The 25,264-nt window shown below is 66.8% G+C and carries 24 protein-coding genes; 9 read left to right on the forward strand and 15 right to left on the reverse strand.

Annotated elements, in window-relative coordinates:
* Positions 1-21: 21 nt before the first annotated feature.
* The 7 genes from B841_RS11835 to B841_RS11865 form a co-directional block, all read right to left on the reverse strand.
* The gene (locus B841_RS11835) at positions 22-861 is read right to left on the reverse strand and encodes a sulfurtransferase (RefSeq protein ID WP_041631896.1); all 840 of its coding nucleotides are present in this window, start codon (positions 859-861) and stop codon (positions 22-24) included.
* A 47-nt stretch (positions 862-908) separates the two neighbouring features.
* Positions 909-1,337: a DUF4265 domain-containing protein gene (locus tag B841_RS11840; protein ID WP_041631897.1), complete on the reverse strand. Its 429-nt coding sequence runs from the start codon at positions 1,335-1,337 to the stop codon at positions 909-911.
* Positions 1,324-1,704: a hypothetical protein gene (locus B841_RS11845; protein ID WP_020935733.1), complete on the reverse strand. Its 381-nt coding sequence runs from the start codon at positions 1,702-1,704 to the stop codon at positions 1,324-1,326. Before B841_RS11845 ends, B841_RS11840 begins: the two co-directional genes overlap by 14 nt.
* Before the next feature lie 120 nt (positions 1,705-1,824).
* Positions 1,825-2,112: a DUF7218 family protein gene (locus tag B841_RS11850; protein ID WP_020935734.1), complete on the reverse strand. Its 288-nt coding sequence runs from the start codon at positions 2,110-2,112 to the stop codon at positions 1,825-1,827.
* A 75-nt stretch (positions 2,113-2,187) separates the two neighbouring features.
* Positions 2,188-4,746, reverse strand: coding sequence for an ATP-dependent chaperone ClpB (gene clpB, locus B841_RS11855; protein WP_020935735.1), 2,559 nt, complete (start codon positions 4,744-4,746; stop codon positions 2,188-2,190).
* A 207-nt stretch (positions 4,747-4,953) separates the two neighbouring features.
* Complete coding sequence (locus B841_RS11860) at positions 4,954-6,429, reverse strand: MDR family MFS transporter (RefSeq protein WP_020935736.1); 1,476 nt, start codon at positions 6,427-6,429, stop codon at positions 4,954-4,956.
* A gap of 193 nt (positions 6,430-6,622) precedes the next feature.
* Positions 6,623-8,002 (reverse strand): sodium/glutamate symporter, encoded by a 1,380-nt coding sequence (locus tag B841_RS11865; RefSeq protein WP_020935737.1) that lies wholly within the window; start codon positions 8,000-8,002, stop codon positions 6,623-6,625.
* Between the two features lie 159 nt (positions 8,003-8,161).
* Between B841_RS11865 and B841_RS11870 the strand changes: the two genes are divergently transcribed.
* Genes B841_RS11870 through B841_RS11880 form a run of 3 tightly spaced genes read left to right on the forward strand, consistent with a single transcriptional unit; the run spans position 8,162 to position 11,673 of the window.
* Complete coding sequence (locus tag B841_RS11870) at positions 8,162-9,331, forward strand: NAD(P)-binding domain-containing protein (RefSeq protein WP_020935738.1); 1,170 nt, start codon at positions 8,162-8,164, stop codon at positions 9,329-9,331.
* A 40-nt stretch (positions 9,332-9,371) separates the two neighbouring features.
* Positions 9,372-10,439: an LLM class flavin-dependent oxidoreductase gene (locus tag B841_RS11875; protein ID WP_041632380.1), complete on the forward strand. Its 1,068-nt coding sequence runs from the start codon at positions 9,372-9,374 to the stop codon at positions 10,437-10,439.
* A 37-nt stretch (positions 10,440-10,476) separates the two neighbouring features.
* Positions 10,477-11,673 carry an FAD-binding oxidoreductase gene (locus B841_RS11880; protein ID WP_020935740.1) on the forward strand — a complete coding sequence of 399 codons (1,197 nt, stop codon included), beginning with the start codon at positions 10,477-10,479 and terminating at the stop codon, positions 11,671-11,673.
* Between the two features lie 16 nt (positions 11,674-11,689).
* Here B841_RS11880 and B841_RS11885 read toward each other — a convergent pair whose 3' ends face one another.
* Positions 11,690-12,493 (reverse strand): carbon-nitrogen hydrolase family protein, encoded by an 804-nt coding sequence (locus B841_RS11885; RefSeq protein WP_041631898.1) that lies wholly within the window; start codon positions 12,491-12,493, stop codon positions 11,690-11,692.
* A 179-nt stretch (positions 12,494-12,672) separates the two neighbouring features.
* Here B841_RS11885 and B841_RS11890 point away from each other — a divergent pair, with 179 nt between their 5' ends.
* Together B841_RS11890 and B841_RS11895 are read left to right on the forward strand one after the other, a co-directional pair.
* Positions 12,673-12,957: a hypothetical protein gene (locus tag B841_RS11890; protein ID WP_020935742.1), complete on the forward strand. Its 285-nt coding sequence runs from the start codon at positions 12,673-12,675 to the stop codon at positions 12,955-12,957.
* A complete protein-coding gene (locus B841_RS11895) occupies positions 12,954-14,186 on the forward strand; it encodes an alpha/beta hydrolase (RefSeq protein WP_156844807.1) in 1,233 nt (410 codons plus the stop codon). Before B841_RS11890 ends, B841_RS11895 begins: the two co-directional genes overlap by 4 nt.
* Positions 14,187-14,199: 13 nt before the next feature.
* Here the strand turns inward: B841_RS11895 and B841_RS11900 are convergent, their stop codons facing one another.
* From B841_RS11900 to dnaK, 4 genes are all read right to left on the reverse strand, one after another.
* Positions 14,200-14,634 (reverse strand): heat shock protein transcriptional repressor HspR, encoded by a 435-nt coding sequence (locus B841_RS11900; protein ID WP_020935744.1) that lies wholly within the window; start codon positions 14,632-14,634, stop codon positions 14,200-14,202.
* Positions 14,635-14,688: 54 nt separating this feature from the next.
* The gene (gene dnaJ / locus B841_RS11905; RefSeq protein WP_020935745.1) at positions 14,689-15,885 is read right to left on the reverse strand and encodes a molecular chaperone DnaJ; all 1,197 of its coding nucleotides are present in this window, start codon (positions 15,883-15,885) and stop codon (positions 14,689-14,691) included.
* A 167-nt stretch (positions 15,886-16,052) separates the two neighbouring features.
* Positions 16,053-16,766, reverse strand: a complete 714-nt coding sequence (grpE, locus tag B841_RS11910; RefSeq protein ID WP_020935746.1) for a nucleotide exchange factor GrpE — start codon at positions 16,764-16,766, stop codon at positions 16,053-16,055.
* Complete coding sequence (gene dnaK / locus B841_RS11915) at positions 16,766-18,625, reverse strand: molecular chaperone DnaK (protein WP_020935747.1); 1,860 nt, start codon at positions 18,623-18,625, stop codon at positions 16,766-16,768. Before dnaK ends, grpE begins: the two co-directional genes overlap by 1 nt.
* Positions 18,626-18,929: 304 nt before the next feature.
* Between dnaK and B841_RS11920 the strand changes: the two genes are divergently transcribed.
* On the forward strand, positions 18,930-20,402 hold the full coding sequence (locus tag B841_RS11920; RefSeq protein ID WP_020935748.1) for an AI-2E family transporter: 1,473 nt from the start codon (positions 18,930-18,932) through the stop codon (positions 20,400-20,402).
* Between the two features lie 25 nt (positions 20,403-20,427).
* Here B841_RS11920 and B841_RS11925 read toward each other — a convergent pair whose 3' ends face one another.
* Positions 20,428-21,594, reverse strand: a complete 1,167-nt coding sequence (locus B841_RS11925; protein ID WP_020935749.1) for a YihY/virulence factor BrkB family protein — start codon at positions 21,592-21,594, stop codon at positions 20,428-20,430.
* Positions 21,595-21,919: 325 nt separating this feature from the next.
* Here B841_RS11925 and B841_RS11930 point away from each other — a divergent pair, with 325 nt between their 5' ends.
* The 3 genes from B841_RS11930 to B841_RS11940 are packed head-to-tail and all read left to right on the forward strand — an operon-like array spanning position 21,920 to position 23,738.
* Entirely contained in the window at positions 21,920-22,654 is a 735-nt protein-coding gene (locus B841_RS11930; protein WP_020935750.1) for a hypothetical protein, read from the forward strand.
* The gene (locus tag B841_RS11935; protein WP_020935751.1) at positions 22,651-23,145 is read left to right on the forward strand and encodes a phage holin family protein; all 495 of its coding nucleotides are present in this window, start codon (positions 22,651-22,653) and stop codon (positions 23,143-23,145) included. The genes B841_RS11930 and B841_RS11935 overlap by 4 nt, the downstream gene beginning before the upstream one ends.
* Positions 23,142-23,738, forward strand: a complete 597-nt coding sequence (locus tag B841_RS11940; RefSeq protein ID WP_020935752.1) for a DUF3618 domain-containing protein — start codon at positions 23,142-23,144, stop codon at positions 23,736-23,738. Before B841_RS11935 ends, B841_RS11940 begins: the two co-directional genes overlap by 4 nt.
* Positions 23,739-23,742: 4 nt before the next feature.
* On the opposite strand, the gene B841_RS11945 is transcribed toward B841_RS11940, so the two are convergent.
* The gene (locus tag B841_RS11945) at positions 23,743-24,312 is read right to left on the reverse strand and encodes a nucleosidase (RefSeq protein ID WP_020935753.1); all 570 of its coding nucleotides are present in this window, start codon (positions 24,310-24,312) and stop codon (positions 23,743-23,745) included.
* Positions 24,309-25,256, reverse strand: coding sequence for a sulfite exporter TauE/SafE family protein (locus B841_RS11950; protein WP_020935754.1), 948 nt, complete (start codon positions 25,254-25,256; stop codon positions 24,309-24,311). Before B841_RS11950 ends, B841_RS11945 begins: the two co-directional genes overlap by 4 nt.
* Positions 25,257-25,264: the final 8 nt, after the last annotated feature.

Here is a 25,264-nt window from a genome sequence, read left to right on the forward strand (position 1 = left end):
TTACCGGGGCAGGCAAACTAATTAATCGCCGCGCGCGATCGGGTTGGCCCGATTCGCCGACCACAGCGACCAACCGCCGACGAAGTGCGCGGCGAACGGCAGGCCGGCGTGCCCCATCGCCGCCAAGCCCAGGGAAGAGTGGATGCCGGAACCCGAGTAGACGATGGCGGAGGCGGCGTTGTCCTCCGTGATTCCGACGCGGGCGAAGTGGGCGCGGATCTCCTCCGGGGAGCGGAAGGTGTTGTCGTCGTTCATCAGCGTCCACACCGGCAGGTTGACGGCCCCGGGGATGTGGCCCGCCTTGAGGTCGAGGATCTCGCGGCGGCCGAGGAAGCGGTTGGGTTCACGGAAATCAATCAGGGGAGCGTCCTGCCGTGCGCGGACGTCGTCGACGGTGGCCACGGGCATTTGCCCCGGTCGGACGGTGACGTTCGCCCTGGTACCCAGGTTGCCGGGGCCGCCGACGGAGTCGAATCCGGCCGCCTCCCAGTGCTTCAGGCCGCCGTCGAGGATGCGGACGTCCTCGACGCCCGCCCAGCGCAGGATCCACCACGCCCGGCTGGCGAACAGCCCGCGGCCCTCGTCGTAGACGGTGACGGGCCGGCCGGTGCGCAGCCCCCACGTCTGGATGGCGCGCTGCAGGTGCGGCACCGCGGGCAGCGGGTTGCGGCCCTGTTGTGAGCCGGGGACGCCGACGAGCGCGGATTGGGGTTCGCAGAACTGGGCGGTGGGGATGTGCATCGACCTGTAGCGGGCGTAACCCGTGACGTCGGCGTCGTTCCAGAGGGAGGCGAGCACGACGTTGTTCTTGCCCTGGTAGATGGCGTCGTTCAGTTGATGAGCGGAAACCACTGTGGTCATACTTCGTCAGTGTATGGATGTTTGCTGTCATTCGCCGGACGGCCAGGTCACTCCCGTGACGCCAGGTAGCCGGGCGACACGTCGATCAGCCCCTCCGCGGCGAGGCCCGTGAGCCATTCCCCGATGCCGCTGACCGGGGCGTCGGGTCCGACATTGACGGCGATCAGCCCGGCGGGGCCGGTCTCGACCCGGCAACCGAGTTGCTCCAGCGGAGAGACGACGTCGACGGCTCCGGGCAGCACCCGCAGGGTGGAGTTCCCGCCGCGGGCGGTGACGGAGTCCACGCACCAGCGGCCGTCGACACGCACGCAGGCGACGATGTCGCCCAGCGCCAGGTGCGTGTCGACGAACGGGATCGACCGGATTACGAACTGTCCCTCGCCGAGGTCGTCCGCGGCGAGTTCCTCCGTGTCGACGCCCGGCACATCGACCCTGGTCAAGATGATGGTGCGGGCGCTCGGCTCAGGGCCTGTCATCGCCCGCCCAGGTGTTGGAGAAATGCTTGACGGCCGCCATCGCGGTGGCCAGCGGATAGTCCTCGGCCATCTGGGCGTTGACCGCCTTGACCGAGCGCATCAACGACTCCGCGATCGGTGGCGTGATGTCCGGAAAGCGCCACAGGCTCTGCACGACCAACGCGATCTCCCGGTTGGTCATCCGCTCCGGGAGGGAACCGAGTGTCTCAGTGACGTACTTCGTCACCAGCGGGCGGGTGACCTGGTGCGGCGGCTGCTTCGTCAACGGGTCTACGCCGCAGGTGCACCACGGAACGCCGATCGCCGGGGTGGCCCAGACCCAGTTGGGGTCCGGGTTGTTCAGGGGCGTGTTCGCCGAATTCGCCATGGGGATGCCTTTCTGCCTCGTGTGCCGTACCTTAACGCCGCCACGCCGGTCACACCCAGCGCAACGAGCCGTCACCACGTAGACCGCCCTTTTCCCGTGGCGGTGTCATCCCGCAGAGTTTCAGTGGTTGCGCAGTGCTTCGATCAAGTCGTCCTTGTTCATCTTCGAGCGGCCCTCAATGTCGAGCTCCGCGGCCCTTTCCTGTAATTCGTCGACGGTCCAATCTTCGTAGCTGCCCGCCTCGCCGCCCTTTTCGCCGACGTCCTCGCGGGAGGAATTCGCGGCGGCGTTGGCGATGCGGGCGGCCTTTTCCTTGCTGGCGCCGTCCTCGCGCAGCGACTCGTAGAGTTCGCCGTCTTTGACGGACGGGCCGCCTGGGGTCTTTTCCGGGTTCTTGTCCTGTGTCATGTGCCCGAGCGTAGCGAAAACACGAAGGCGGCCTCCCGCATATCGGGGAGGCCGCCTGGCACGCGGAGAAGGAATTTAGACCGCGTTGATGTCCAGGTACTCGCCGCCATCGGCGACGTCCACGTGCACGGTGTCGCCGTCGCGCACGTCACCAGCCAGCAGCTTCTTGGCCAGCTTGTCGCCGATCGCCTGCTGGATCAGGCGACGCAGCGGTCGGGCGCCGAAGGCCGGGTCATAACCGCGGTCCGCGAGCCAACTCTTGCCCGCGTCGGAGACCCGCAGGGTCAGGCGGCGTTCGGACAGTCGCTCGGCGAGCGCGCCCAGCTGGATGTCGACGATACCGACCAGCTGTTCCTGCGACAGGGGCTCGAAGACGACCACGTCGTCGAGACGGTTGATGAACTCCGGCTTGAAGGCCGACTTCACCGCCGCCATGATCTGCTCGCGGTCGCCGCCGGCGCCCAGGTTGGAGGTCAGGATGATGACGGTGTTGCGGAAATCCACCGTGCGCCCCTGGCCGTCGGTGAGGCGACCGTCGTCCAGCACCTGCAGCAGCACGTCGAAGACGTCCGGATGGGCCTTCTCCACCTCGTCGAAGAGCACGAGGCTGTACGGGCGACGACGGACGGCCTCGGTGAGCTGGCCGCCGGTCTCGTAACCGACGTATCCCGGAGGGGCGCCGACCAGGCGGGAGACGGAGTGCTTCTCCCCGTACTCGGACATGTCGATGCGCACCATGGAACGCTCGTCGTCGAAGAGAAACTCCGACAGCGTCTTGGCCAGCTCCGTCTTACCCACGCCAGTGGGGCCGAGGAAGAGGAAGGAGCCGATCGGTCGGTTCGGGTCGGAGACCCCGGCGCGCGAGCGGCGCACCGCATCGGAGACGGCGCCCACGGCCTCGTGCTGGCCGACGACGCGTTTGCCCAGCACGGACTCCATGTGCAGCAGCTTCTCGGTCTCGCCCTGCATCATCTTGCCGGCCGGGATGCCGGTCCAGGCGGAGACGACGTCGGCGATGACGTCGGGGGTGACTTCCTCGGCCAACATGCCGGATCCGTGACGGTCCTCCGCCGCGGTCTCAGCGTCCTCGAGCTGCTTCTCGAGCTCGGGGATGCGCCCGTAGCGCAGTTCGGAGACGCGTGCGTAGTCACCGTCGCGCTCGGCGATCTCGGACTCGTTGCGCAGCTGCTCGAGCTCCTCCTTCACCGCCTGGACCTGGTCGATCGCGCCCTTCTCGTTGGCCCAGCGGGCCTTGAGCTCACCGAGTTTCTCGCGTTCGTCGGCGAGCTGGATCTGCAGGTCGGCCAGTCGTTCCTGGGAGGCCGCGTCGGTCTCCTTCTGCAGCGCGATCTCCTCGATCTCGAGGCGGCGGACGATGCGCTCGAGTTCGTCGATCTCCTCCGGGGAGGAGTCGATCTCCATGCGCAGACGCGAACCGGCCTCGTCGACCAGGTCGATGGCCTTGTCCGGCAGGAAGCGGTTGGTGATGTAGCGGTTGGACAGCTCGGAGGCCGCGACCAGGGCGGAATCCTGGATGCGGATGCCGTGGTGGACTTCGTAGCGTTCCTTGAGGCCGCGCAGGATGCCGATGGTGTCTTCCACGCTGGGCTCACCGACGTAGACCTGCTGGAAACGGCGCTCGAGGGCGGCGTCCTTCTCGATGTACTTGCGGTACTCGTCCAGGGTCGTGGCGCCGACCAGTCGCAGTTCACCGCGGGCGAGCATCGGCTTGATCATGTTGCCCGCGTCCATGGCGCCTTCGCCGGACGCACCGGCGCCGACGATGGTGTGCAGCTCATCGATGAAGGTGATGATCTGGCCGTCGGATTCCTTGATCTCCTCGAGGACGGCCTTGAGCCGCTCCTCGAATTCGCCACGGTACTTCGCGCCCGCGACCATGGCGGACAGGTCCAGCGAGACCAGGGTCTTGCCCTTGAGCGATTCCGGGACGTCGCCGGCGACCATGCGGCGGGCGAGGCCTTCCACGATCGCGGTCTTGCCGACGCCGGGCTCGCCAATGAGCACGGGGTTGTTCTTCGTGCGGCGGCTGAGCACCTGCACGACGCGGCGGATCTCCTGGTCGCGGCCGATGACCGGATCGATGCGGCCTTCGCGCGCCCGGGCGGTCAGGTCGGTGGAGTACTTCTCCAGGGCCTGGAACTGACCCTCCGGGTCCTGGGTGGTGACCTTCTTGGAGCCACGCACCGCCGGGAAGGCCTCCTTGATCGCGTCATAGGTGGCGCCGCGCTTGGTCAGCAGCTCCGCGGCGTCGGACTTGCCGCGGGCGACGCCGGCGAGCAGCACCTCGGTGGAGACGTATTCGTCGCCGAGTTCACCGGCGAGCTCCTGCGCGGCGGTCATGGCGTTGAGCGCGTCGCGGTTGAAGTTCGGGTTAGCCATGCCGGCGCCCTCGGCCTTCGGGTAGCCGTCGATGAGTTCGTTGGCTTCGCGGATAATCGTGTCGGGGTCGACGCCGGTGGCTTTGAGCACCGGCGCGGCGACGCCGTCCTCCTGCCCCAGGATCGCAGCCAGCAGGTGCGCGGGCCGGATGTCGGGGTTGCCGTTGGCGGAAGACTGCTGGAGGGCCGTCTGGATGGCTTCCTGCGTCTTCGTGGTGGGGTTGAACTGGCTCATGAGGGCGAGTTCCTTTCTTTCCTAAATTTCTTTTGTCACCAAGTACAACGCTCTAGGGTTGAGTCTATTCCACTCAACCCAAAAAAGTTTGAGCCTGTGAGACTCAAGTTTAGAGAAAGAAAGGCGTCAGGGAGAAGGGTCATGCAAGAATTCATCCCGGAGCTAGCGCCCCCGCCCTTCACCGTGCAGCCGTGGCGACGCCCACCGTCACTCCGGCCCAACCTCAGTGACCGTGACGGCCTTCTCCTGCGCGGACGGCTTCCGGAGGAACAGGGCGCAGGCCAGCGCCGCGACGCTGAGCCAGGCAGCGACGAAGAAAGCGGCCCCCGAGCCGTCGGCCTGCGCCTCAGCGGTGCCGCCACCGGCTTGGCTGCCATAGGAATAGATCGCGATGAGCACGGCGGTGCCGGCGGCGCCGGCCAGCTGCATCAACGTGTTGAGGATCGCGGAACCGTGGGAGTACAGGTCTTTGGGCAGCGAACTCAGCGACAAGGTCATCAACGGGGTCAGGCAAAATGCCAGCCCCACGGAGAGGATCGCGAAGATGACCACGACGGTCCACACGTCGGTGGCCTGGTCGACGGTGGACAACCAGAACAGGGAGCCGGCCATGACGGCGGCGCCGGGGACCACGAGCACACGGGCTCCGATCCGGTCGAAGAGCGCGCCGCTGATCGGCGAGGCGATGGTCTCCAGGATGCCGCCGGGCAGGTTGACCAGGCCGGCGACCAGCGCGGTCGTCAGCAACGCGCCCTGCAGGTACAGGGGCAGCGTGTTGACCACGCCGAGCAGCGCGGCGTGCAAAAACAGCAGCGACGTGATCGCCAACGTGTAGTTGCGCACCCGGAGCGGACGCAGATCCAGCAGGGCGCGCCCCTGCCGGCTCAGCCTGAGCTGACGCCAGACGAAGAGTCCCAGACCGAGGACGCCGATGACGGACAGGACGATCGCGAGAGTCGCGGTCGGCCCGCCGTCGATGATGATGCCGATGGAACTCAGCCCGTAGATCAGGCCACCGAAGGCGAAGGCGGAGAGAATCACGGAGAACACGTCCAACGGCGTGGAGCGCAGTTCTCCGACATTACGGAGTTTCCACGCCCCGATCAGGCCAGCGACGGCCACGAGAGGAACCAACGCCCAGAAGATCATGTGCCAATCCGCGATCGACAGGATCAGACCGGCGATGGTCGGCCCGAGGGCGGGGCCGACGGCCATGACCACGGAGACGAGACCCATGACGGCGCCGCGACGGTGCACGGGCACGACGGTCATGACCACGGTCATCTGCAGCGGCAAGATCACCGCGGTGCCGATGGCCTGCAGAACACGCCCGATCAGCATGACCGCGAACGTCGGCGAGACCGCCGCGACGACGGTGCCGGCCAAAAAGGCGAGCACCGCGAAGAGGTAGACCTGCCGGGTGGTGAAACGGTCCAGGATCCACCCGGTCGTGGGCATCATGATCGCCATGGTCAACATCACGCCGGTCAGCAACCATTGGGCGGTGGCGGCGGTGACGTCGAAATCCGCCATGATCGTCGGCAACGCGACCGACAGGGTCGTTTCGTTGACCAGCATGAGAAAGGCGGTGAAGACGAGCACCGCGAGGACGACGATCGCGTCGCGGGACATGGTGGTGGGGGCTGCGTCAGGCAAGCGGGGGCTGTCGGCGCTGGAGGACATGGCGGCTCCAGATCCTTTCGGAAGTCGTACGGCGCAAAAGCGAGGCTAAAGAAAATAAAAGGGCCCGCCGGGAACATCCTGTTCCCGACCGACCAAAAATGACGGCACACACCTCGTTGGCGGGCGTCGACGCCAGAAAAATAGTTTCGACGATGCCGGCTCCGCTGTCAACCGCTGCCGGAGCCGGACGCAGCTACGTCACCGACGAATTTTCTGTCGGCGGAGAATCGGGCGCACCGGTTCCCTTGCCTCCCCTGCCGGGCACCCACTTGAACACAAACGCCATGCCGAGGACGACCACGGCGACGATCAGCGAGATCCAGCCGAAGCCTGCGGTCACGCCCGCCAGCACCGCGATGGGGGCGAGGATGGTCATGCCGATCTCGAACGGGGCGAAGCCCACGTAGGCGAGCCCGTATTCGTTCAGGGTGCCGGACTTCTGCTTCGGGTCGACCATCTTGAGCAGGGCGATGCCGGTGGCCACGGCGGCAGTGGCCCAGCCCCAGCCGAAGATGCCGCGCTCGAGCCAATGCTTTCCGAAATAGACCGGGGCGCCGACGAACAGGAAGATGACGCAGAAGATCACGCCGAGGACGAAGAGGATGATCAGTTCGACCCAGTAGTCGGCGATGGCGGCCGGGACGATGGAGGCGATGCCGAAGGCGATGAGGTAGTCGGTGGAGGCGCCGGAGATGGTGCTGACGGTCTCCTTGTCCAGGTACTCGGGGCGCTTGGTCACGGTGAGCAGACCGCGGCCGAGCAGCCCGATGACGAAGGACATCGCGAACAGCGGGATGGACACCGCCGGAAAGATGTCGTTGATCAAACCGTTGACCAGGTAGGCGACCAGGACGGTGAAGATGACGATGCCGGCGTGCAGGGCCAGCGGCTCGATGGCCGACGGGTTGGTGGTGGCCCGGCCGATGGAGGGGCGGTCCTCCATCTTCTCGATATAGCCGGTGCGCATCTCGTCGGGAAGCTGGCCGTCGGTGAAGCCGGAGGCGCGGCCGGTGCGCACGCCCCAGGCGGCGACGATGACGCCGCCCACGATGGCGGCCAGCGTGCCGACGGTCGCGGCGGTGAAGCCCAGGGAGCTGGCGGCCGTCGCGCCGGCGGCCTCCAGGGAGGAGCCGACGGCGGCGGCGGTGCCGAATCCGCCGACGAAGCCGACGGGCAGCATCATGCCGAACCAGTCCTCGGTGCCGAAGACGGGGGCGAAGAAGTACACGCCAATGAGGATGAACAGGCCCCACTGCGCCATGAACATGCCGGTGGAGTAGCTCCACATGGTGCGCGCACCCTTGGTGACGGTGCCGCCGAGGTTCATGGAGTAGGCCATGGCCGCGAACACCACGGCGATGAGGAGGGTGGTGTAGGCGCCGATCTGGTCGGAGAACCCGATCCAGCCGAGGACCTCCGGCCCGAACAGCAGGCCGAGCAGCCCGGCCGTGATGGAGGCCGGCAGCAGGAGCTGCTGGAAGACGCGGATGCGGTTGCGCAGGATGTTGCCGATCACCATCAGCAGGGAGATCCAGCCCACGTCCATCAGCAGATCATAGGGTGTGTAGTCCACGGTTCACCTTCTTTTCGTTCATATGTGCACGGCGTCCCTGGCAAGGGCACGGGATGTTGCGCCGATCACGATTAAGATCCAGGTAATCCTAAGCCATTGGTAGGGTTTTTCAAGCCGCCCACTTGTTGACACGTCCACAAAATGGTTTAAGCTGGCCCCATGACCACCCCCATGCCCCATTTCCGCGCGATCATCATCGGCGCCGGCCAGGCCGGCCTCGCCGCCGCCCACGAACTGGCCCGCCGCGACCTCACCCCGGGGCCGGACGGCGACTTCCTCGTGCTCGACCGCAACGACGGGCCCGGCGGGGCGTGGCGGCACCGGTGGGACTCCCTGACGCTGGGCAAGGCACACGGCATCGCCGACCTGCCCGGCCTGAAGATGAAGCGCCCGGACCCCACCGTCCCCTCGAGCACGCTGGTCGCCGAATACTACGACGCCTATGAGGAAGAGTTTGACCTGCAGGTCGTGCGCCCGGTGCGGGTGAAGTCCGTCTCCCCCGTCGATTCCGATGACCCGACGTCCGCACTGCACGTGGCCAGCCAGGCGGGGGACTTCACCGCCGACGCCGTGCTCAACGCGACGGGAACCTGGACCAACCCCTACGTGCCCTATCTGCCGGGGATCGGTTCATTTCAAGGAACCCAGCTCCACACCAGCGATTACGTGCGGGCGGAGGATTTCGCGGGTCAGAAAGTGCTGGTGGTCGGGGGCGGCCTGTCGGCGATCCAGTTCCTGCTGGAGCTGGAGGATGTGGCCGCGGAAACGGTGTGGGCCACGCGTCGCCCGCCAAATTTCACCGTGCGCTGGGAGGGCGAGGACGCGCAGTGGGGCGTCGACGTGGAGAAGTCCGTGCGGGAGCGGACGTTCGCCGGCAAGCAGCCGGCGTCGGTGGTGCGCACCACTGGCATCGGCCTGATCCCGGATTATGTGGCGGGCGTGGAGCGCGGGCTGCTGGTCTCGCGCGGGATGTTCGACCGGATCACGCCGACGGGCGTGGTCTTCGGTGAGCCGTTGAGCGACAAGGCGGAGGGCCTGGGCCCGTCGGACAACGAGGAGTTGGTGTTGCCGGAGTCCTGGGACCCGCTGCCGCCGGGCACGGAGGTAGAGGCGGACGTGATCTTCTGGAACACGGGTTTCCGGGCGGCGTTGCGCCACCTGGCGCCGATGAAGTTGCGTGGGCCGGAGGGCATCGAGATGGCCGACGAGGTCTCGCCGGCCGCCGACGGGCGGGTCCTGCTGGTCGGCTACGGCTCGACGGCGTCGACGGTCGGGGCGACCCGGGCGGGGCGGCGGGCGGGCAGGGAAGCGTATCGACGCCTGAACTGACCCCTTGCCCGATGGTGACACGTCAACTATCATGGCGGGCATGAAAGCATTCGGATTTTTAAGCTTCGGCCACTACGCCCTCGGCAACCAGGCCGGCCCCGACGCCGCCCAGGTCCTCAAGGACGGCCTGGCCATCGCCCAGGCCGCCGACGAGATCGGCGTGAACAACGCCTCCTTCCGCGTCCACCACTTCGCCCCGCAGGGTGCCTCCCCCATGCCGCTGCTCGGCGCGATCGCGGGCTCGACCAAGCACATCGAGGTCGGTACCGGCGTCATCGACATGCGTTATGAAAACCCCCTCTACCTCGCCGAAGAGGCCGCCGCACTGGACCTGCTCTCCGACGGGCGCGTGGCCCTCGGCGTCTCCCGTGGATCGCCCGAGCCCGCCGACAAAGGTTGGGAGGCCTTCGGCTACACCGCCGAGGCCGACAACGGCGCCGACATGGCCCGCGCCAAGTTCGAGTCCTTCCTGGCCGCCATCGACGGCCACGGCGTGGCCACCGCCGCGCCCGCCGAGAAGCAGTACCCGCGCATGTACCGCGCCGGCACCCCGCTACCCGTCTTCCCCCACTCCCCCGGCCTGCGCAAGAACATTTTCTGGGGCTCCGGCACCAACGCCTCCGCCGAACAGGCCGCCGCGGACGGCGTGAATCTGATGAGCTCCACGCTCGTCTCCGAAGCCGACGGCCGCACCCTCGGCGAGGTCCAGGCCGAACAGATCGAGGTCTACCGGAAGGCGTGGAAGGAGGCCGGACACGACTGGACCCCGCGCGTGTCCGTCTCCCGCTCCATCTTTCCCATCGTCACCGACCGCGACCGTCAGCTGTTCGCCGCCTCCGCCACCGGCAAGGATCAGATCGGTTCCCTCGGTGAAGGCACCAACGTCACCTTCGGCCGCTCCTACGCCGCCGAACCGGACACACTGATCGAACAGCTGAAGGCCGACCCCGCCATCGCCGCCGCCGACACCCTGTTGTTGACCATCCCGAACCAGATGGGAGTGGACTTGAACGTGTCGATCCTGCAGAATTTCGCCGAGCATGTCGCCCCGGCGCTCGGCTGGATCCCCGCCACCGAAGGACCCGCCACCGGCTACCCGATCGACTGAAGCGCACGGCCTCTGCGGCGTCGGGCAGAATAGGGCCATGCCCGACGCTTTACCTGACACGCTCGCTCCAGTCGGCGCGTTGCTGCGCACCCACGCCGGCCGGTTCCGCGACCTCGTCCAGAACCAGTTGTACGCGGCCGAACTCGCCTCCCGGCAAATTTTTCCCATGCGCGCCTCCGCCAGTCACCGGGAGCTGGCGGTCTCTGTGGCCTGGGCCTTAGAACGCAGCGACTCCTCCGGCGCCGTGTCGCAGGAAGCGCTGGTGCGCATGCGCCAGCTCGGGATGTCGCACCGTCGGCACGGCTTCCCCACCGAGCTCTACCAACGCTTCAACGACATGCTCCTCACCGGGCTGCGCACCCTGGTCAGCGAAGACGCCTCCTTCGATTCCCGTCTGCTCGCCCCCGCCGAACGCGCCGTCACCTCCATCTGCTTCGCGATGCAGGCCTCCGCCCACACCGCCGACCTCTCCGGTATCCCGGCGGTGTCCGTCGGCGAAGTCACCGAAGTCATCCGCCACTCGCAGCGACGCAGCACCGTTCACCTGGAATGCGGCACCCCGCTGTCCTACCAGCCGGGACAGTACCTGCCGGTGACCACCAACTACCTGCCCGGCATCTGGCGCAACCTGACGCCCGCCTACCCCGTCAACGACTACGGCACCGTCGAATTCAACATCCAGTCCGTCGACGGCGGCTCCGCCTCCCCACTGCTGGCGACCGCACGCGTGGGCGACCTCTGGTCCATCGGCGCGGCCCGCGGCGACTTCACCCTCCCCACCGACGCACCGGCGGTGCTCATCGCCTACGGCGCCGGCGCGGCCGCCGCCAAGGCCCTCATCCTCGACCGGGCGGGACACGACGACACCCCGCCCGTCCATCTGGTCCTCGCCGCCGAATACCCCGGCGAGCTCACCGGGGTCGACTTCTTCGACGCCTTCGCCGCCGACGTGGATTGGTTGACGGTCACCCCCGTCAGTCAATCCGCCACCAACGCGTGGTGGCCCACCGAACGCTCCCTGCAGCGTTCCCCCGTCATCGCCGCCACCACCGGCGAACTTCTCGACGCCGCGGTGACGCCTGAGGATCTCGCCGCGGCGGAATTCCTCATCACCGGCCCGGCCGACGCCGTCGACGAAACCGTCGTCGAGCTCAGCGCCCGCGACACCCCGTGGCCGCGCATCCACATCCAACGTTTCGACGCCGCCGAACTCTGGCCGCGGCCGCTGCTCTGACCTCGGTGCGGCAGGATTAAAGCACCGGCAGCGCTTTCCGCGTCTTGGCCACGTGCTCTTTTTCCACGTCCCAGATCAGGATCTCCGGCTCATAACCGGCTTCCGCCCACATGCGCCCCGTGGCGGAGATGATCGCCGAATGGCCGATCCCGGTCGGTCCGGACTCTTCCCCGGCCGCCTCCTCGCCGCCGGGCCGGGCCTGCCCGGCCGTGACGATCACGCAGGTGGAGTCCAGGGCACGCGCCGCACTCACGATGCGCCACTGCTCCAGCTTGCCGCGGCCATCCGCCCAACTCGTGGGCACGACGATGATCTCTGCGCCTGCGCGGGCCATCTCCTTGAACTGTTCCGGGAACCGGATGTCGTAGCAGACGGCCACCCCCACCTTCACTCCGTCCACCTCGACGACCAGCGTCTCCTCCCCCGGGTGGACGGTGTCGGACTCGCGGTAGTTGAAGGCGTCGTAGGTGTGGATCTTGTCGTAGCCGACGTGCAGACCGGCGCCGGTGACCAGCGCGGTGTTGTACACCCGGTTGATGGTCTTGCCGTCGCGCTCGATCGTGTCGGCGGGCCGGAAGGTGCCGGCGACGATCACCACCTCCAGCTCCGCGGCCAACAGCCGCAGAGCGGTGGCGAATTTCCCCTCGAGACCCTCCGCCGCCGTGTCCAGCCGACCCGTGCCGAAGGCTTGGCTGGTGGCCTCAGGCAACACGATCAGCCGAGCGCCCCGTTCAGCGGCACGCCTGACCGCGTCCTCGGCGATCGTCAAGTTCTCATCCAGGTCCGCCCCGGTGGTCAATTGCACTGCTGCTACTCGCATGCCCCCAGCGTAGAGAGACGGCCGCGTTCTTTCCACGGCCCTCGCGCTAACAGCTGGCACACCTCCCCGCACCCGAGGAGCCGGAGTCACCCGGGCCCCGCTGTGGATAACCCCGCTTATCCACACTGCTTCTCGGCACACGACTCCTGTCGCGCGGTGGTGCAGTCAGACTGCGAGACATGACGCACTCACTGGCAGACCACCTCACCATCGACGCCGCGGCCGCCCGCATCGCCGAGCGCAACCGCCACCCCAGTCACCTGCTCACCGCCCCAGGTCCCGACGCGGACGGCTCCCGCACCGCTGCCGCCCTCCGCCGGGCCGCCGACTCAGAGACCCGCCGCCTGCAGGAAATCCAACGCATCGGCGCCACGCGCTGGCGGGAGATCAGCCGGCTGGCGCAGAACGTCGTCGACGCCGATGGGCACACCGCCGCCGCGCTGCGCTGGGGCGGACGCCGGTGAGTGCCCCAGACTTTCCGCTCTCCACAGCTCGCCTCGTCGGACACATGGGCGCCTGGTCCGGGTTCGGCGGAGAGGTCACCACGACGCAAGAGCACCTCCTGGAGGAACGCGCGGCGCTGGCCGGCACCGCTTTATCCGGCGCGGCCGCCGACGGCGCTTTCCGTGTCTTGGCCGCGACCGCAGAAGAATACCGGCAGCCGGCGGAAACCATCGCCGGCATCGTGGACGCCCTCCGCGTCACCGCCGATCTACAACACCACCTGGACACTGCGCTCGCCGCCGTCATCGCCGTCGCCGACCGGCTCACGGACCGCTCCCCCGCCGTGCTCACCATGCTGAATTCACTGCGTGCCATGGGCGAGGTCCTCGATCTGGCGTGCGCCCGGCAGATCGAGGCTTTATGCGCCGACTCCCTTCCTCCGCCCGCCGAGAGCTGGACGGACTTCCCCGACGAGGAACTGGACGTCATCCATGAATACCTGCTGTTGAGCGCCCCGGAACATATCGTGGACCTGGCTCGCCAGCACCCGGACCTGCGCTTACTGGAAACACCGGACGGCGGGCTGGTCGCGGCAGTGGGTGACGTGGCCGGGGCCGAGTCGGTGACCACCTTCGTCGCCGGGGTCTCCTCCTCCGACCCCGCCGGTTGGTCACGACAAGTCGATCACACCCGCGCCTTGGCCGGGGCGGCCGGCGGCGCCGGAGTCGTCTGGCTGGGGTACGCGGCGCCGCCTGACGTGCCCTCCGGTTTGGACCCGCGCCCGGCCGCCGCAGGAGGGGCGGCGCTGGCGCAGTTCCAACACGAACTCGCTCGCCGCTACCCCGATCACCACCGCATGGTGGTCGGTCACAGTTACGGCTCCGTGGTCGCGGGCGCGGCCGCCTCCATCGAGCACGGCGGGCTGGCCGCGGACGACCTCGTGGTGGTCGGGTCGCCCGGCATGGGCGTCGATCACGTCTCGGACTTGGCGTTGGATTCCGATGACCCGCAGGTCCACGCCGCCACCGCCGTCGGCGACCCCATCTCGTTGACGACTGCCCCGCTGACGGGGGTGCACGGCCCGGATCCGGCGGGGCGCAGGTTCGGGGCCAACGTGTGGGAGCTGGAGGGGCTCGGCGATCATTCCAGCTACTTCCCGGGAGCGGGAACGGCAGAAACTCCGCATCCTGAGGACACGGAGTTTCTGCGGGAGTTTGCGCGGGTCGTCGCCCAGCGACGCGGCGGTTGACCTGCGGAGCCGGTTATCCGGAGGTGGCCCGTCTGCGGCGCGGTCGCCACATCACCACGGCGGTGGACTGCGGGACATGGACGATTTCCCTGCCCGGCGGCACCGCGCCGCGGGTGAGCTGTTCCCGCAGCCGGCGGTTCTCTGCACGAGCGGCGTCGAGTTTCTCCCGGAGCCTTTCATTCTCACCGGTCAGGCGGATGATGGCCTTGATGCCGGCGAGGTTGACGCCTTCTTCCTGCGACAGGCGCTGGATTTCCCGGAGGGTGGCCACGTCCCCGCGGGTGTAGCGGCGTCCGCCGCCAGAGGTGCGCATGGGCGTGACCAGCCCCATCCGGTCGTAGGTGCGCAGTGTCTGGGCGTGCATGCCCGACAACTCCGCCGCGACGGAGATGACGAAGACCTCCGACAGGTCGTCGCTGAACGTGTCTTTCCTTTTGGGAGAGGTCATATCCGGATCACCTCCTTTCCTGTGGTCATGGTGCGTCGGGGTGGGATCGTGGCGCTACTTGGCGCCGGCCCACCCGCTGCGGGGGTTGAAGCCGGAGTCCTTTTCCGCCTGGGCATAGGAGCGCAGAGCACTCGTGGCCGCCGGATCCAGGTCTTTCGGCACCTGCACCTGCACGGTCACCAGCAGGTCACCGGCCTCACCGCCGCGCTTGGGTACGCCGCGGCCGCGGACCCGCAGGGTGCGTCCGTCCGGGGTGCCGGCGGGGACCTTGACCTTCACGTGGTTGTCCAAGGTCGGTACGGCGACGGTGCCGCCGAGAGCCAGCTCCGCGAAAGAGACCGGGACAGTGACTTCGAGGTCGTCGCCGGTGCGGGTGAACACTTCGTCCGGGCGCACGTGCACCGTGACGAACAGATCGCCGGCCGGGGTGCCGTTGGGGCCCGCCTCGCCCTGCCCCGCCAAGCGGACCTTCTGGCCGTCGATGACGCCGGCGGGAATGCGCACGGTGATGGAGCGGGTGCGGTGGACGGTACCGGTGCCCCGGCACGTCGGGCAGGGGTCTTCGATCACCTGGCCGGTGGAATGGCACTTGGAACACGGCTGGGACAGCCCGAAAGCGCCCTTCTGCTCACTGACGAAACCGGTACCCCGGCACTGGTCACAGGTGGTCGGTCGACCACTGCGGGCGCCGGAGCCGTGGCAGGTGGAGCAGGGTGCGTCGCCACTTAGCTGAAGCGGGATCGTGATCCCTTGCGCCGCCTCCCGGAACTCAAGGGTGACGTCCGTTTCGACGTCGGCCCCCCTTTTCGGCCGAGCTGTGCCGCCAGCACCACCGCCACGGTTGAAAATGCCGCCGAAGATATCGCTAAAACCGCCGTCCGAAGAAAATCCCCCACTGGGTCCTCCTCCGGATCCGAAGATGTCCGAGAAGTCGAAGTTTTCGCTCGTCGTCCGAAACCCGCCGGGGAAACCGGCGCCTCCGCTTCCACCGAAGCTTCCGAACCCGCCGGAGCGGAGCATGGCTTTCAGCTGGTCATATTCCTTACGCTTGTCTTCGTCACCGAGGACGTCGTAGGCGTTCGCCGCCTTTTTGAAGCGCTCTTCCGCGGCGGTGTCCCCCGGGTTCTTGTCCGGATGGTTTTCGCGGGCGAGCTTGCGGTACGCCTTCTTGACCTCTTCGGCGGACGCGGACGATGAGACGCCGAGATCGGCGTAGAAGTCCTTGTCCGCCCATTCGCGTGGTGCAGTCATGGGTTTCTCCTCCTTTCCTTGCATTGTGTATCGGGTACGCCGTTGTCGGCAGGGGCTAAAAAGTTTTGTCTGTTAACTAATAAATTTAAAGGCACCGCCGCCCGAGCGCACGGGCTCCCTGAGTCGGGGCCGAGGCGGGGCGGCGGTGTGAGGGTGCGTGCCAGTGGTTAGGCGTCGTCGGCGGCCGGGTCCGCGATGATGACCATCGCAGTCCGGAGCAGACGCTCGCCCGTGCGGTAACCCTTGCGCAGGACGGTGCCGATCACCTTGTCCTCACCGGAGGACAGGTCCTGAACCGCCTCATGGATCTCCGGGTCGAAGGCCTCGCCTTCGACGCCGAAGGCTTCGAGCTTCTGCCCGTTGAGGGTGTCACGGATCTTGTCGGCGAGGGCCTTCATCGGCCCCTCCTCCAGGTCTCCGTGCTGCTTGGCCAAGTCCAGATCGTCCAGCACTGGGAGCAGGGAGGTCAGTACCGTGGCTTTCGCGTTGAGCACGATGTTCTCCCGGTCGCGCTCGGTGCGGCGACGGTAGTTGGCGTACTCCGCGCTCAGCCGCTGCAAATCTTCGGTGCGCTCCGCAAGCTGGGCTTCGACGGTCGGTTCCGCGGACTCGGCGTCCTCGACGGCTTCCGCCTCGGCGATTTCTGCCTCCACATCGGCGAGGGCCTCGTCGACGCTGGCGGCCAAGTCATCTTCCTCGACCGGCTCGCTTTCGCCGTCGACGGTCGGATCCGGCTGGGTGGTGTACAGGTCGTCGTCTTCGTCGACGCCCTGCGCCTCCGCCGCATCCTCAGCCGCGGCCTCGAACTCGTCCGGGCTCATGTTCTGCTCGTCGTTCTGATCCGGATCGCCCGGATCATTCGGCATGCCGGGGTTGGTCATTACTTGTCACCGTCCTTGGTGGTGTCGGTGTTGTCGTCCTCGTCCACGACCTCGGCGTCGACGACGTTGTCGTCGGCGGACTCGGAAGCGCCGTCCGCCTGGGTGGCGCCCTCGTTGGCCTGAGCCTGGTAGATCTGGTTGCCCATCTCCTGGGACTCGGTGGACAGCTTCTCCACGGCGGCCTTGATGGCGTCGAGGTCATCGCCCTTGAGCGCCTCATCGACCTCGTTGGCGGCTTCCTCGACCTTGGTCTTGACGTCCTCGGAGACCTTGTCGGAGTTCTCCTCCAGGAAGTTGCGGGTCTGGTAGGCCATGGACTCTGCGGAGTTGCGGGTCTCCTGCTCCTCGCGGCGTGCCTTGTCTTCCTCGGCGTGCTGCTCGGCGTCCTTGACCATCCGGTCGATCTCTTCCTCGGACAGCGAGGAGCCGTCCTGGATGGTGATCGTGTTTTCCTTGCCGGTGCCCTTGTCCTTGGCGGAGACGGAGACGATGCCGTTGGCGTCGATGTCGAAGGTGACCTCGATCTGCGGGACGCCGCGCGGCGCCGGGGCGATGCCGCCGAGCTCGAAGGAACCGAGCAGCTTGTTGGCCGCGGCCATCTCGCGCTCACCCTGGAAGACCTGGATCTGCACCGACGGCTGGTTGTCCTCCGCGGTGGTGAAGGTCTCGGAGCGCTTGGTCGGGATGGTGGTGTTGCGCTCGATGAGCTTGGTCATCACGCCGCCCTTGGTCTCGATGCCCAGCGACAGCGGGGTGACGTCGAGCAGGAGCACGTCCTTGACCTCGCCGCGCAGGACGCCGGCCTGCAGGGCCGCGCCGACGGCGACGACCTCGTCCGGGTTGACGCCCTTGTTCGGCTCCTTGCCGCCGGTCAGTTCCTTGACCATCTCGGTGACGGCCGGCATACGGGTGGAGCCACCGACGAGCACGACGTGGTCGACCTCGGAGATCGACATGTCCGCGTCCTTGATGACCTGATTGAACGGGGTCTTGGTGCGGTCCAGCAGGTCCTGAGTGATCTTCTGGAACTCGGTGCGGGACAGGGTCTCGTCCAGGAACAGCGGGTTCTTGTCCGCGTCCACGGTGATGTAAGGCAGGTTGATGGACGCCTGCTGGGAGCTGGAGAGCTCGATCTTGGCCTTCTCGGCGGCCTCACGCAGACGCTGCATCGCCATCTTGTCCTTGGACAGGTCGACGCCGTTAGAAGACTGGAACTTCTCCACGAGCCAGTCCACGACACGCTGATCCCAGTCGTCGCCGCCGAGCTCGTTGTCGCCGGCGGTGGCGACGACCTCGACCACGCCGTCGCCGATCTCCAGCAGGGAGACGTCGAAGGTGCCGCCGCCCAGGTCGAAGACCAGGATGGTCTGCTCCTGCTCGCCCTTCTCCAGGCCGTAGGCCAGAGCGGCCGCGGTCGGCTCGTTGACGATGCGCAGGACGTTCATGCCCGCGATCTGGCCGGCTTCCTTGGTGGCCTGACGCTGGGCGTCCTCGAAGTAGGCCGGAACGGTAATGACGGCGTCGGTGACTTCCTCACCCAGGTAGGCCTCTGCGTCGCGCTTCAGCTTCATCAGGGTGCGGGCCGAGATCTCCTGGGCCGTGTAATCCTTGTCGTCGATCTTGGTCGACCAGTCGGTGCCCATGTGCCGCTTGACGGAGCGGATGGTGCGGTCGACGTTGGTGACCGCCTGGTTCTTCGCCGACTGACCGACGAGCACCTCGCCGTTCTTGGCGAAGGCGACGACGGACGGGGTGGTGCGGGCACCCTCGGAGTTTGCGATAACGACGGCCTCGCCGCCCTCCAGGGCGGAGACGACCGAGTTCGTCGTTCCAAGGTCAATGCCAACTGCGCGTCCCATAATTTTCCTCCTGTTGTTGTTGTTTTCTTCAAGTTGACTGTCTCTGACTCAACTTCTGAAACCACTGTATCAGATCACTTGAGTTGAGTGCACTCAACCTCACACTGCCTTCAACGACCCTACCCACAAACTTGTTCCCGATGGGCTCAACTTTCCGCATTTCTCTGCTCGACGCGCTGACCTCCGCCCTTTCCGCCGCCTCGGCGCGCCGCCCCTCCCCAGCTAAGGAGACGTATGCTGGCACGGGTAAAGAACGAATCCGCGCGAATGCAATTTCGCTCGCTTGCAAGAGGACGGAGAGGCGATGGAAAGCCACAACAAACGCGAGTCGGACGATTTCGCCGACAAGGTGCCGGGCCTCGTGGACAACCAGGAAACGGCCGTCGAATCAGCGCAGGCTCCCCGCGCCAACCCCGGGGTCCCGAGCACTGAATCCGCCAAGGAGCTCTACGACCGCTCCGCCATCCTCGCCCGCGACGGCAAGGTCATCGCCGGCTGGGGACTGCGGTTCATTGTCGTGGTCATCGCGGCGTTCATCGCCTTCCGGCTGTTGAGCTATATCTGGGTGGGCCTGCTGCCAGTCATTCTGGCGCTGATCATCGCCACGCTCCTGTGGCCGCCGACCCGGAAGTTGCGCAACTTGGGCGTGCCGGCCGCGCTCGCCTCACTGTTGTCAATCGTGATTTTTCTCGCCCTCATCATCGGAGTCTTCGCCGCGATGGCTCCGACCGTGCGCAGCCAGGGTGGCCAGATCGTGGATCAGCTCGTCGACGGAGTGAACTCCATCATTGACTGGCTGCAGGGACCGCCGTTGAACCTGGACACCGGCAGCATCAACCTCGACCAGGTCGTCAACGACGCCGTGACGTTCCTGCAGGAGCAGTCGCAGAACATTATTTCGGGGGTCACTTCGGGCATCTCCATCGCTACGACGGTGGTGGCCACCATGTTCATCATGGCCGTGGTCACCTTCTTCATGCTCAAGGACGGCGACCGCTTCCTGCCGATGGTGCGTCGCTACACCGGCTCCAACGCTGGCTGGCACCTCTCTGAGGTGCTGACCCGCAGCTGGAACACGCTGTCCGGCTTCATCCGCACCCAGGCGCTGGTCTCCTTCGTCGACGCCTTCTTCATCGGCATCGGCCTGATCATCCTGCAGGTCCCGCTCGCCCTGGTACTGGCGGTAATCACCTTCTTCGCCGGTTTCATCCCCATCGTCGGTGCCTTCACCGCCGGCGCCTTGGCGGTGATCATCGCCTTGGTGACCAACGGCTTCACCAACGCCCTGCTGGTGTTGGCGCTGATCATCGTCGTCCAGCAGGTGGAGGGCAACGTCCTCCAGCCGGTGCTGCAGTCCAAGGCGATGAACCTGCACGCCGCCATCGTGTTGCTGAGCGTGACCGTCGGTTCGGCGCTCTTCGGGATCCTCGGCGCCTTCCTCGCCGTGCCCATCGCCGCCGTGGTGGCGGTGTGGATCCGCTACCACTCCGAGATGGTGGCGCTACGTGCCGGCGAGATCACCATCGACGACGTGGAGATAGCCACGTCGAGGGGGCAGTCGATGAGCTCGAGGGAAGCCTTCATCGCCGTGCGCGACCATCTGAAAAACATTGGCGCCCGCAAGCCCTCCGGCAGCGGCAGCACCGCGGCCAGCAAGTCGGGCGACTACGATCTCGCCGAGTCAGCCTCCGAACACGACTTGATGGACGACGTCACCGAGGGCGCTGTCGCCGGCGACGAATCCAAGGGGTCCACGCCCTCGTCGGAACGCGAGTGAGGCATCCCCTGCGCAGGCCCGGAACCTAGTTCTCGACCTGCGAGCTGGGGGTGCTGCCGCCCCGGTCGCCGCCGTCCCGGCGGTCGGCGTCGTCTCCCCCGCCATGGGCCTCCCGCAGTTCCCGGGCCTCCTGCTCCAGTTTCTCGTCGGACTTCTTCTGCTTCTTCGCCTTTTTCACCGCACGCGGGGGCAGCTGAATGTTGTCTTCCGCGGGCAGGTCCGCCTGCAGCTCCCGGGCGCGCTCTACCTCAGCGTCGACCTCGACGCCGAGCAGCAGAACGATGTTGAACACCCACAGCGTCAGCAGCAGGGCCATGACGCCGCCGACCGCGCCGTAGGAGCTGTACCCGCCGAAGAAGCGGAAATAGATGTACAGGGCGACGCCGGCGATGACGATGCCCAGGATGGCGACCACGGAGCCGAGGCTCAGCCAGGTGAATTTCGGGGGCCGGACGTTCGGCGTGTAATGGTAGAGCACCGCGACCAGAACAATGAGTAGCGCCAAGATGACCGGCCACTTCACCCACGCCCACACCGGCAAGAATGTCTCGGTCATGAACGTCAGTGCCCCACCGAGACCCAACGGTTCGGCGATCGGGCCCAACAAGGCGGACACCAGGGCCTCGTTAAGCGCTAAGGCGACCAAGATCAGGACGAGGCCGAGCAGCATGGCCAGGGTGGTCAGCAGCATGGTGGCGGTCTGCATGACCAATCCGCGCCCTTCCCCGCGCGCGTAAATGATGTTGGAGCTGCGCGAAAAGGCCTTGACGTAGGCGGAAGCCGACCACAAAGCGGTGGCGATGCCGATGATCAGCGCGATCACGCCGCCAGTGGCGGAACCGGTCAGGGTCCCTATCAGGTCGAGGACCAAGTCCTGGTAATCCGCGGGCACGTACTCCTGCGCCCATTGATCCAACATCGAGGTGACGGTGTCCGCGTTGTTGCGCAACACCAGTGAGATGATGGAGAAGACCGCCAGCAAGGCCGGCGCCAGCGATAAGACCGTGTAATAGGTGAGCATGCTGGCCAAGTCGGTCACGCCGTCGGAAGAAAATTCCTTGACGGCACGCTTGAGGGCGTACTTCCAACTGGCCCCGGTCAGTTTCGCGGGGCCGTCTGGCTTTTCGTCGCTTTCCGGTGGCGGCGCATCGGCCGCCTCCAGGGTTTCGTCCACGTAATCCTGATCCGGCATGACGCGTCTTTCCTTTCGCTCTCCCGACCTGCCTGGGCGAAGGCTCGTATAAAATATTTCTTCTGCCCCAGTGCCCTCAGCATAAGCGGGCATCGCCCTTTCCCGCAGCGCCGTTCGGGGTGCGCCAGGGACGTTATAACAGTCCTCTTTCCTCCCGCAATGACCTCGCCACTTTGACGCGCCGAAAAAAATTCACCCAAACTCCCTGGTCATTAAAGCATGGTCGCCAATACTGCAGTGATCATAGACACTTTCCTTGAGGAGCAATTAGCTCTGAGCCATATGTCAGACGAAGACATTGACCTGAACTTTAAGGACATCTCTCATGACGACTAACTCAGATTCCGGGAACGAAAACCCGACCGCGCAAGCCGCCCAAGATGAGGCAGGACAGGTCGCCGATAAGGCGCAGGACGCTGCCCGCGAGGTAGCCGGCACCGCCCAACAGGAAGCTCGCCAGGTCGCTGACGAGGCCACCGAGCACGTCAAGTCTCTCGGCGCCTCCGCCCAGGACGAGCTCTTTTCCCAGGCCTCCACCCAGCAGCAGCGTCTGGCGGAGCAGTCGCGTACGGTCACCGACGACATCCACCGTATTTCCCGCGGGGAACGCCCCGAGTCCGACCTGGTCACCAGGTTCGTCAGCATGGCCGCTCAGCGGGCCGAGGATTTCACCACGCAGCTGGAGAACAAGCAGCCGAAGGAACTACTCAACGACGTGCGTCGTTTCGCGGCCCGCCGCCCCGGCGCATTTTTGGCCATCGCCGCCGGGGTCGGGCTCGTCGCAGGGCGATTGACCCGCGGTCTGAGCGATAACGACGATGACGATGACCAGGCAGTCAGCTCGACGCCACGCCAGCAGCTCAGCACCACTGCGCGCGAGGACACGACGCCGGCCACCCCGGCCGCTGCCGATAGCAGTCTTGCTGGTCTGACCCCGGAAAACACCCCGGGCGACACACTGGATACCAGTGGCAAGCACCATCTGACGGGTGATCCGGATGCCTCCCTCGAGGGCTACCTTCCCGAGAGCCCCGTCATTGACCCGGAGGAGCGCCGATGAGTTCCACTCCGCACGACAACCCCCTCGGACGCCCGGACCCGAGGCTGGAAGGGGCCGGGGCGCACGCCGCCTCCGATGACCTTCCCATGACCGAGCCGGAGGTCCGCGCCCGCACCGAATCCCTCGGCGAGATGTTCTCCAGCTTTGCGGACCACTTCTCCACGCTCATGCGCCAAGAACTCGCACTGGCCAAAGCTGAGGCCACCGACACCGCCAAGAAAGCGGGCACCGGGGCCGGCATGTTCGCCGGCGCCGGCGTGGCCGCCTTCTTCCTGCTGATGTTTCTCTCGCTGGCCCTGATGTGGGCTCTCGGCAGCGTCATCCACCTGGGCTGGGCCGCGTTGATCGTCGCCGGTGTGTGGGCCATCGCCCTGGCTGTGTTGGCCGTGATCGGCAAAAACCGCTTCAACGAGATGAAGGGCCTGCCCCAGACCCAGGACACCATGCAAGACATTCCCCCGACCGTTAACCCGAGCAAGGAGACCCCATGAGTAATCCGAATCCGAACGAGATCCGCCGCGACATCGATCAGACCCGGGCCGAGCTGGGACGCGACGTCGACGCGCTCGCCGAAAAGATGGACCCCAACAAGGTCGTCGACCGACAGACCGAGAAGGTCCGCAACAAGTGGACCGATATCAAAGAGTCTGTCATGGGCTCTGCCGACGACCACGACGGGCCTGGCGCGATCCAGCAGGCCGGCGACAAGGCCAGCCAGATGGCTGATCAGGCACCGGAGACCATCAAGCGACGCACCCGCGGCAATCCGCTGGCCGCCGGCCTGATCGCCCTCGGGGCTGGCTGGTTGATCGGCTCGCTGATCCCGGCCAGCCGCGCCGAGCAAGACGCGGCGAGCACCGTGAAGGACAAGGCGCAGCCGGCCATGGAGGAAGCGAAGTCAGCCGCCCAGGAGATGGGCGAGAATCTCAAGCCGCAGGCGCAGGAAGCCGCCGATTCCCTCAAGGGATCCGCCCAGGACAGCATGGACCGGGTGAAGGGCGAAGGCCAGGACCGGGCCCAGGACCTGCAGGAGGATTCTCAGCAGGCCGCCCAGCGGGTGCGGGACACCGCCCAGGACTCCTGATCTTTTAGTTCCACGACCGCACGACCGCGACCGCCCGGGCCAATTCCCGGGCGCCGCGGTCCACCGCGTCGAACCAGGTGAGCGAAGCCGCCTCGTCCGCCGAATCGCTGACCTGCTTGAGCAAGGTCACCGGCACCCCGTAGGCGGCGCCGACGCGGGCCACGGCGTAGCCTTCCATGTCCACGAGCTCGGCACGGCCGGCCAGGCGCGTGCGGGTCTCCGAGTCGGAGATGAAGGCGTCGCCGGTGGCCAGCGTGGCCTTCGGCAGATCGGTGACGGCCGGGATCTCCACGAGGTTCGGGTAGGGGCGGCCCGTCATGATGGAGATCATGTCGTCGGAAAAATCGTGCTGGAGCGCCGAGGTGATCTCGTAGACGCCGGCATGGCCGTCGATGAGTGCCCCGGCGGTGCCGACGTTGATTAGCCTGCCGGGCAGCCCGTCCGCCAGGCGACGGCTAAGCGCGATGGTCGCGTTGATGGTGCCGACGCCGGTGACCAGCACATCGCTGCCCGGGGGCAGGTGCGCGGCTTCCTCGGTGGTGGCGGAAACGAACAGAATCTCGGAAGCGGTCATCCCCCGACATTAGCCTCTCGCGTCGTCGGGGCCGTTTCCCCCTGGGGCTCCTGCTGCTGGTCTTCCTGCGGATCGGGCTGAGGGTTACGGCGGGCCCGCCGTACGCCCACCACCGCCAGCGACAGGCCGACGGCGAGGACCGCGGCGACCACGGCGGCCTGCACGCCACCGGCGGCGCCGAGAGCCGCGAGCACGGTGGGCAGGTTGATCGCGACGAGGAAGGTGCCGACGATCCCGCCGAGGAAGACGGCGTTGATGCGGGTGACCAGCCAGGCGGCGATGGGCGCGCCGACACATCCGCCGATCAGCAGCGCGACGACGGCGGCCATGTTGGCCACCAGGTCGTCCCACAAGCCGATGACAAAGCCCAGGGTCGCCGCCAGCGAGACGAGGAATTCGGCGGTGTTGACGGTGCCGATGATCCGGCGCGGTTCGCTGCGGCCCATCGACAGCAGCGTCGAGGTGGTCACCGGCCCCCAGCCCCCGCCGCCGGAGGCGTCGATGAAGCCGCCGAAGACGCCCAGCCCGCCGAGGAAGCCCGTCGAATGCGGCCGCGTGTTCAGCGTGCGTCGCGTTCTGCCGCGGGAGAAGCGCCAGACCAGGTTGGCTCCGATCGCCGCCAGGATCAACGCCATCACTGGGCGGGCGGCCTCCGAGGAGATGTGCGACAGCACCGTCGCGCCGGTGAAGGAGCCGACGGCGCCCGGCACGCCGATCTTGAGCACGACCTTCCAGTCCACGTTGCCGAAGCGCCAATGACTCAGGCCGGACACCAGCGTGGTGCCCACCTCTGCGGTGTGTACCACGGCGGAGGCCATCGCCGGGGTCAGCGCCGCCAGCGTGATGAGCATGGTCGTGGACGTCACGCCGAAGCCCATGCCCAGGCCGCCGTCGACGAGTTGGGCGGCGAAGCCCGCGAGCGCGATCAGGATCAGGGTCGTCATCGTGGTGT

The sequence above is a fragment of the Corynebacterium maris DSM 45190 genome, from assembly GCF_000442645.1.
GTDB classification, from domain to species: Bacteria; Actinomycetota; Actinomycetes; order Mycobacteriales; family Mycobacteriaceae; genus Corynebacterium; species Corynebacterium maris.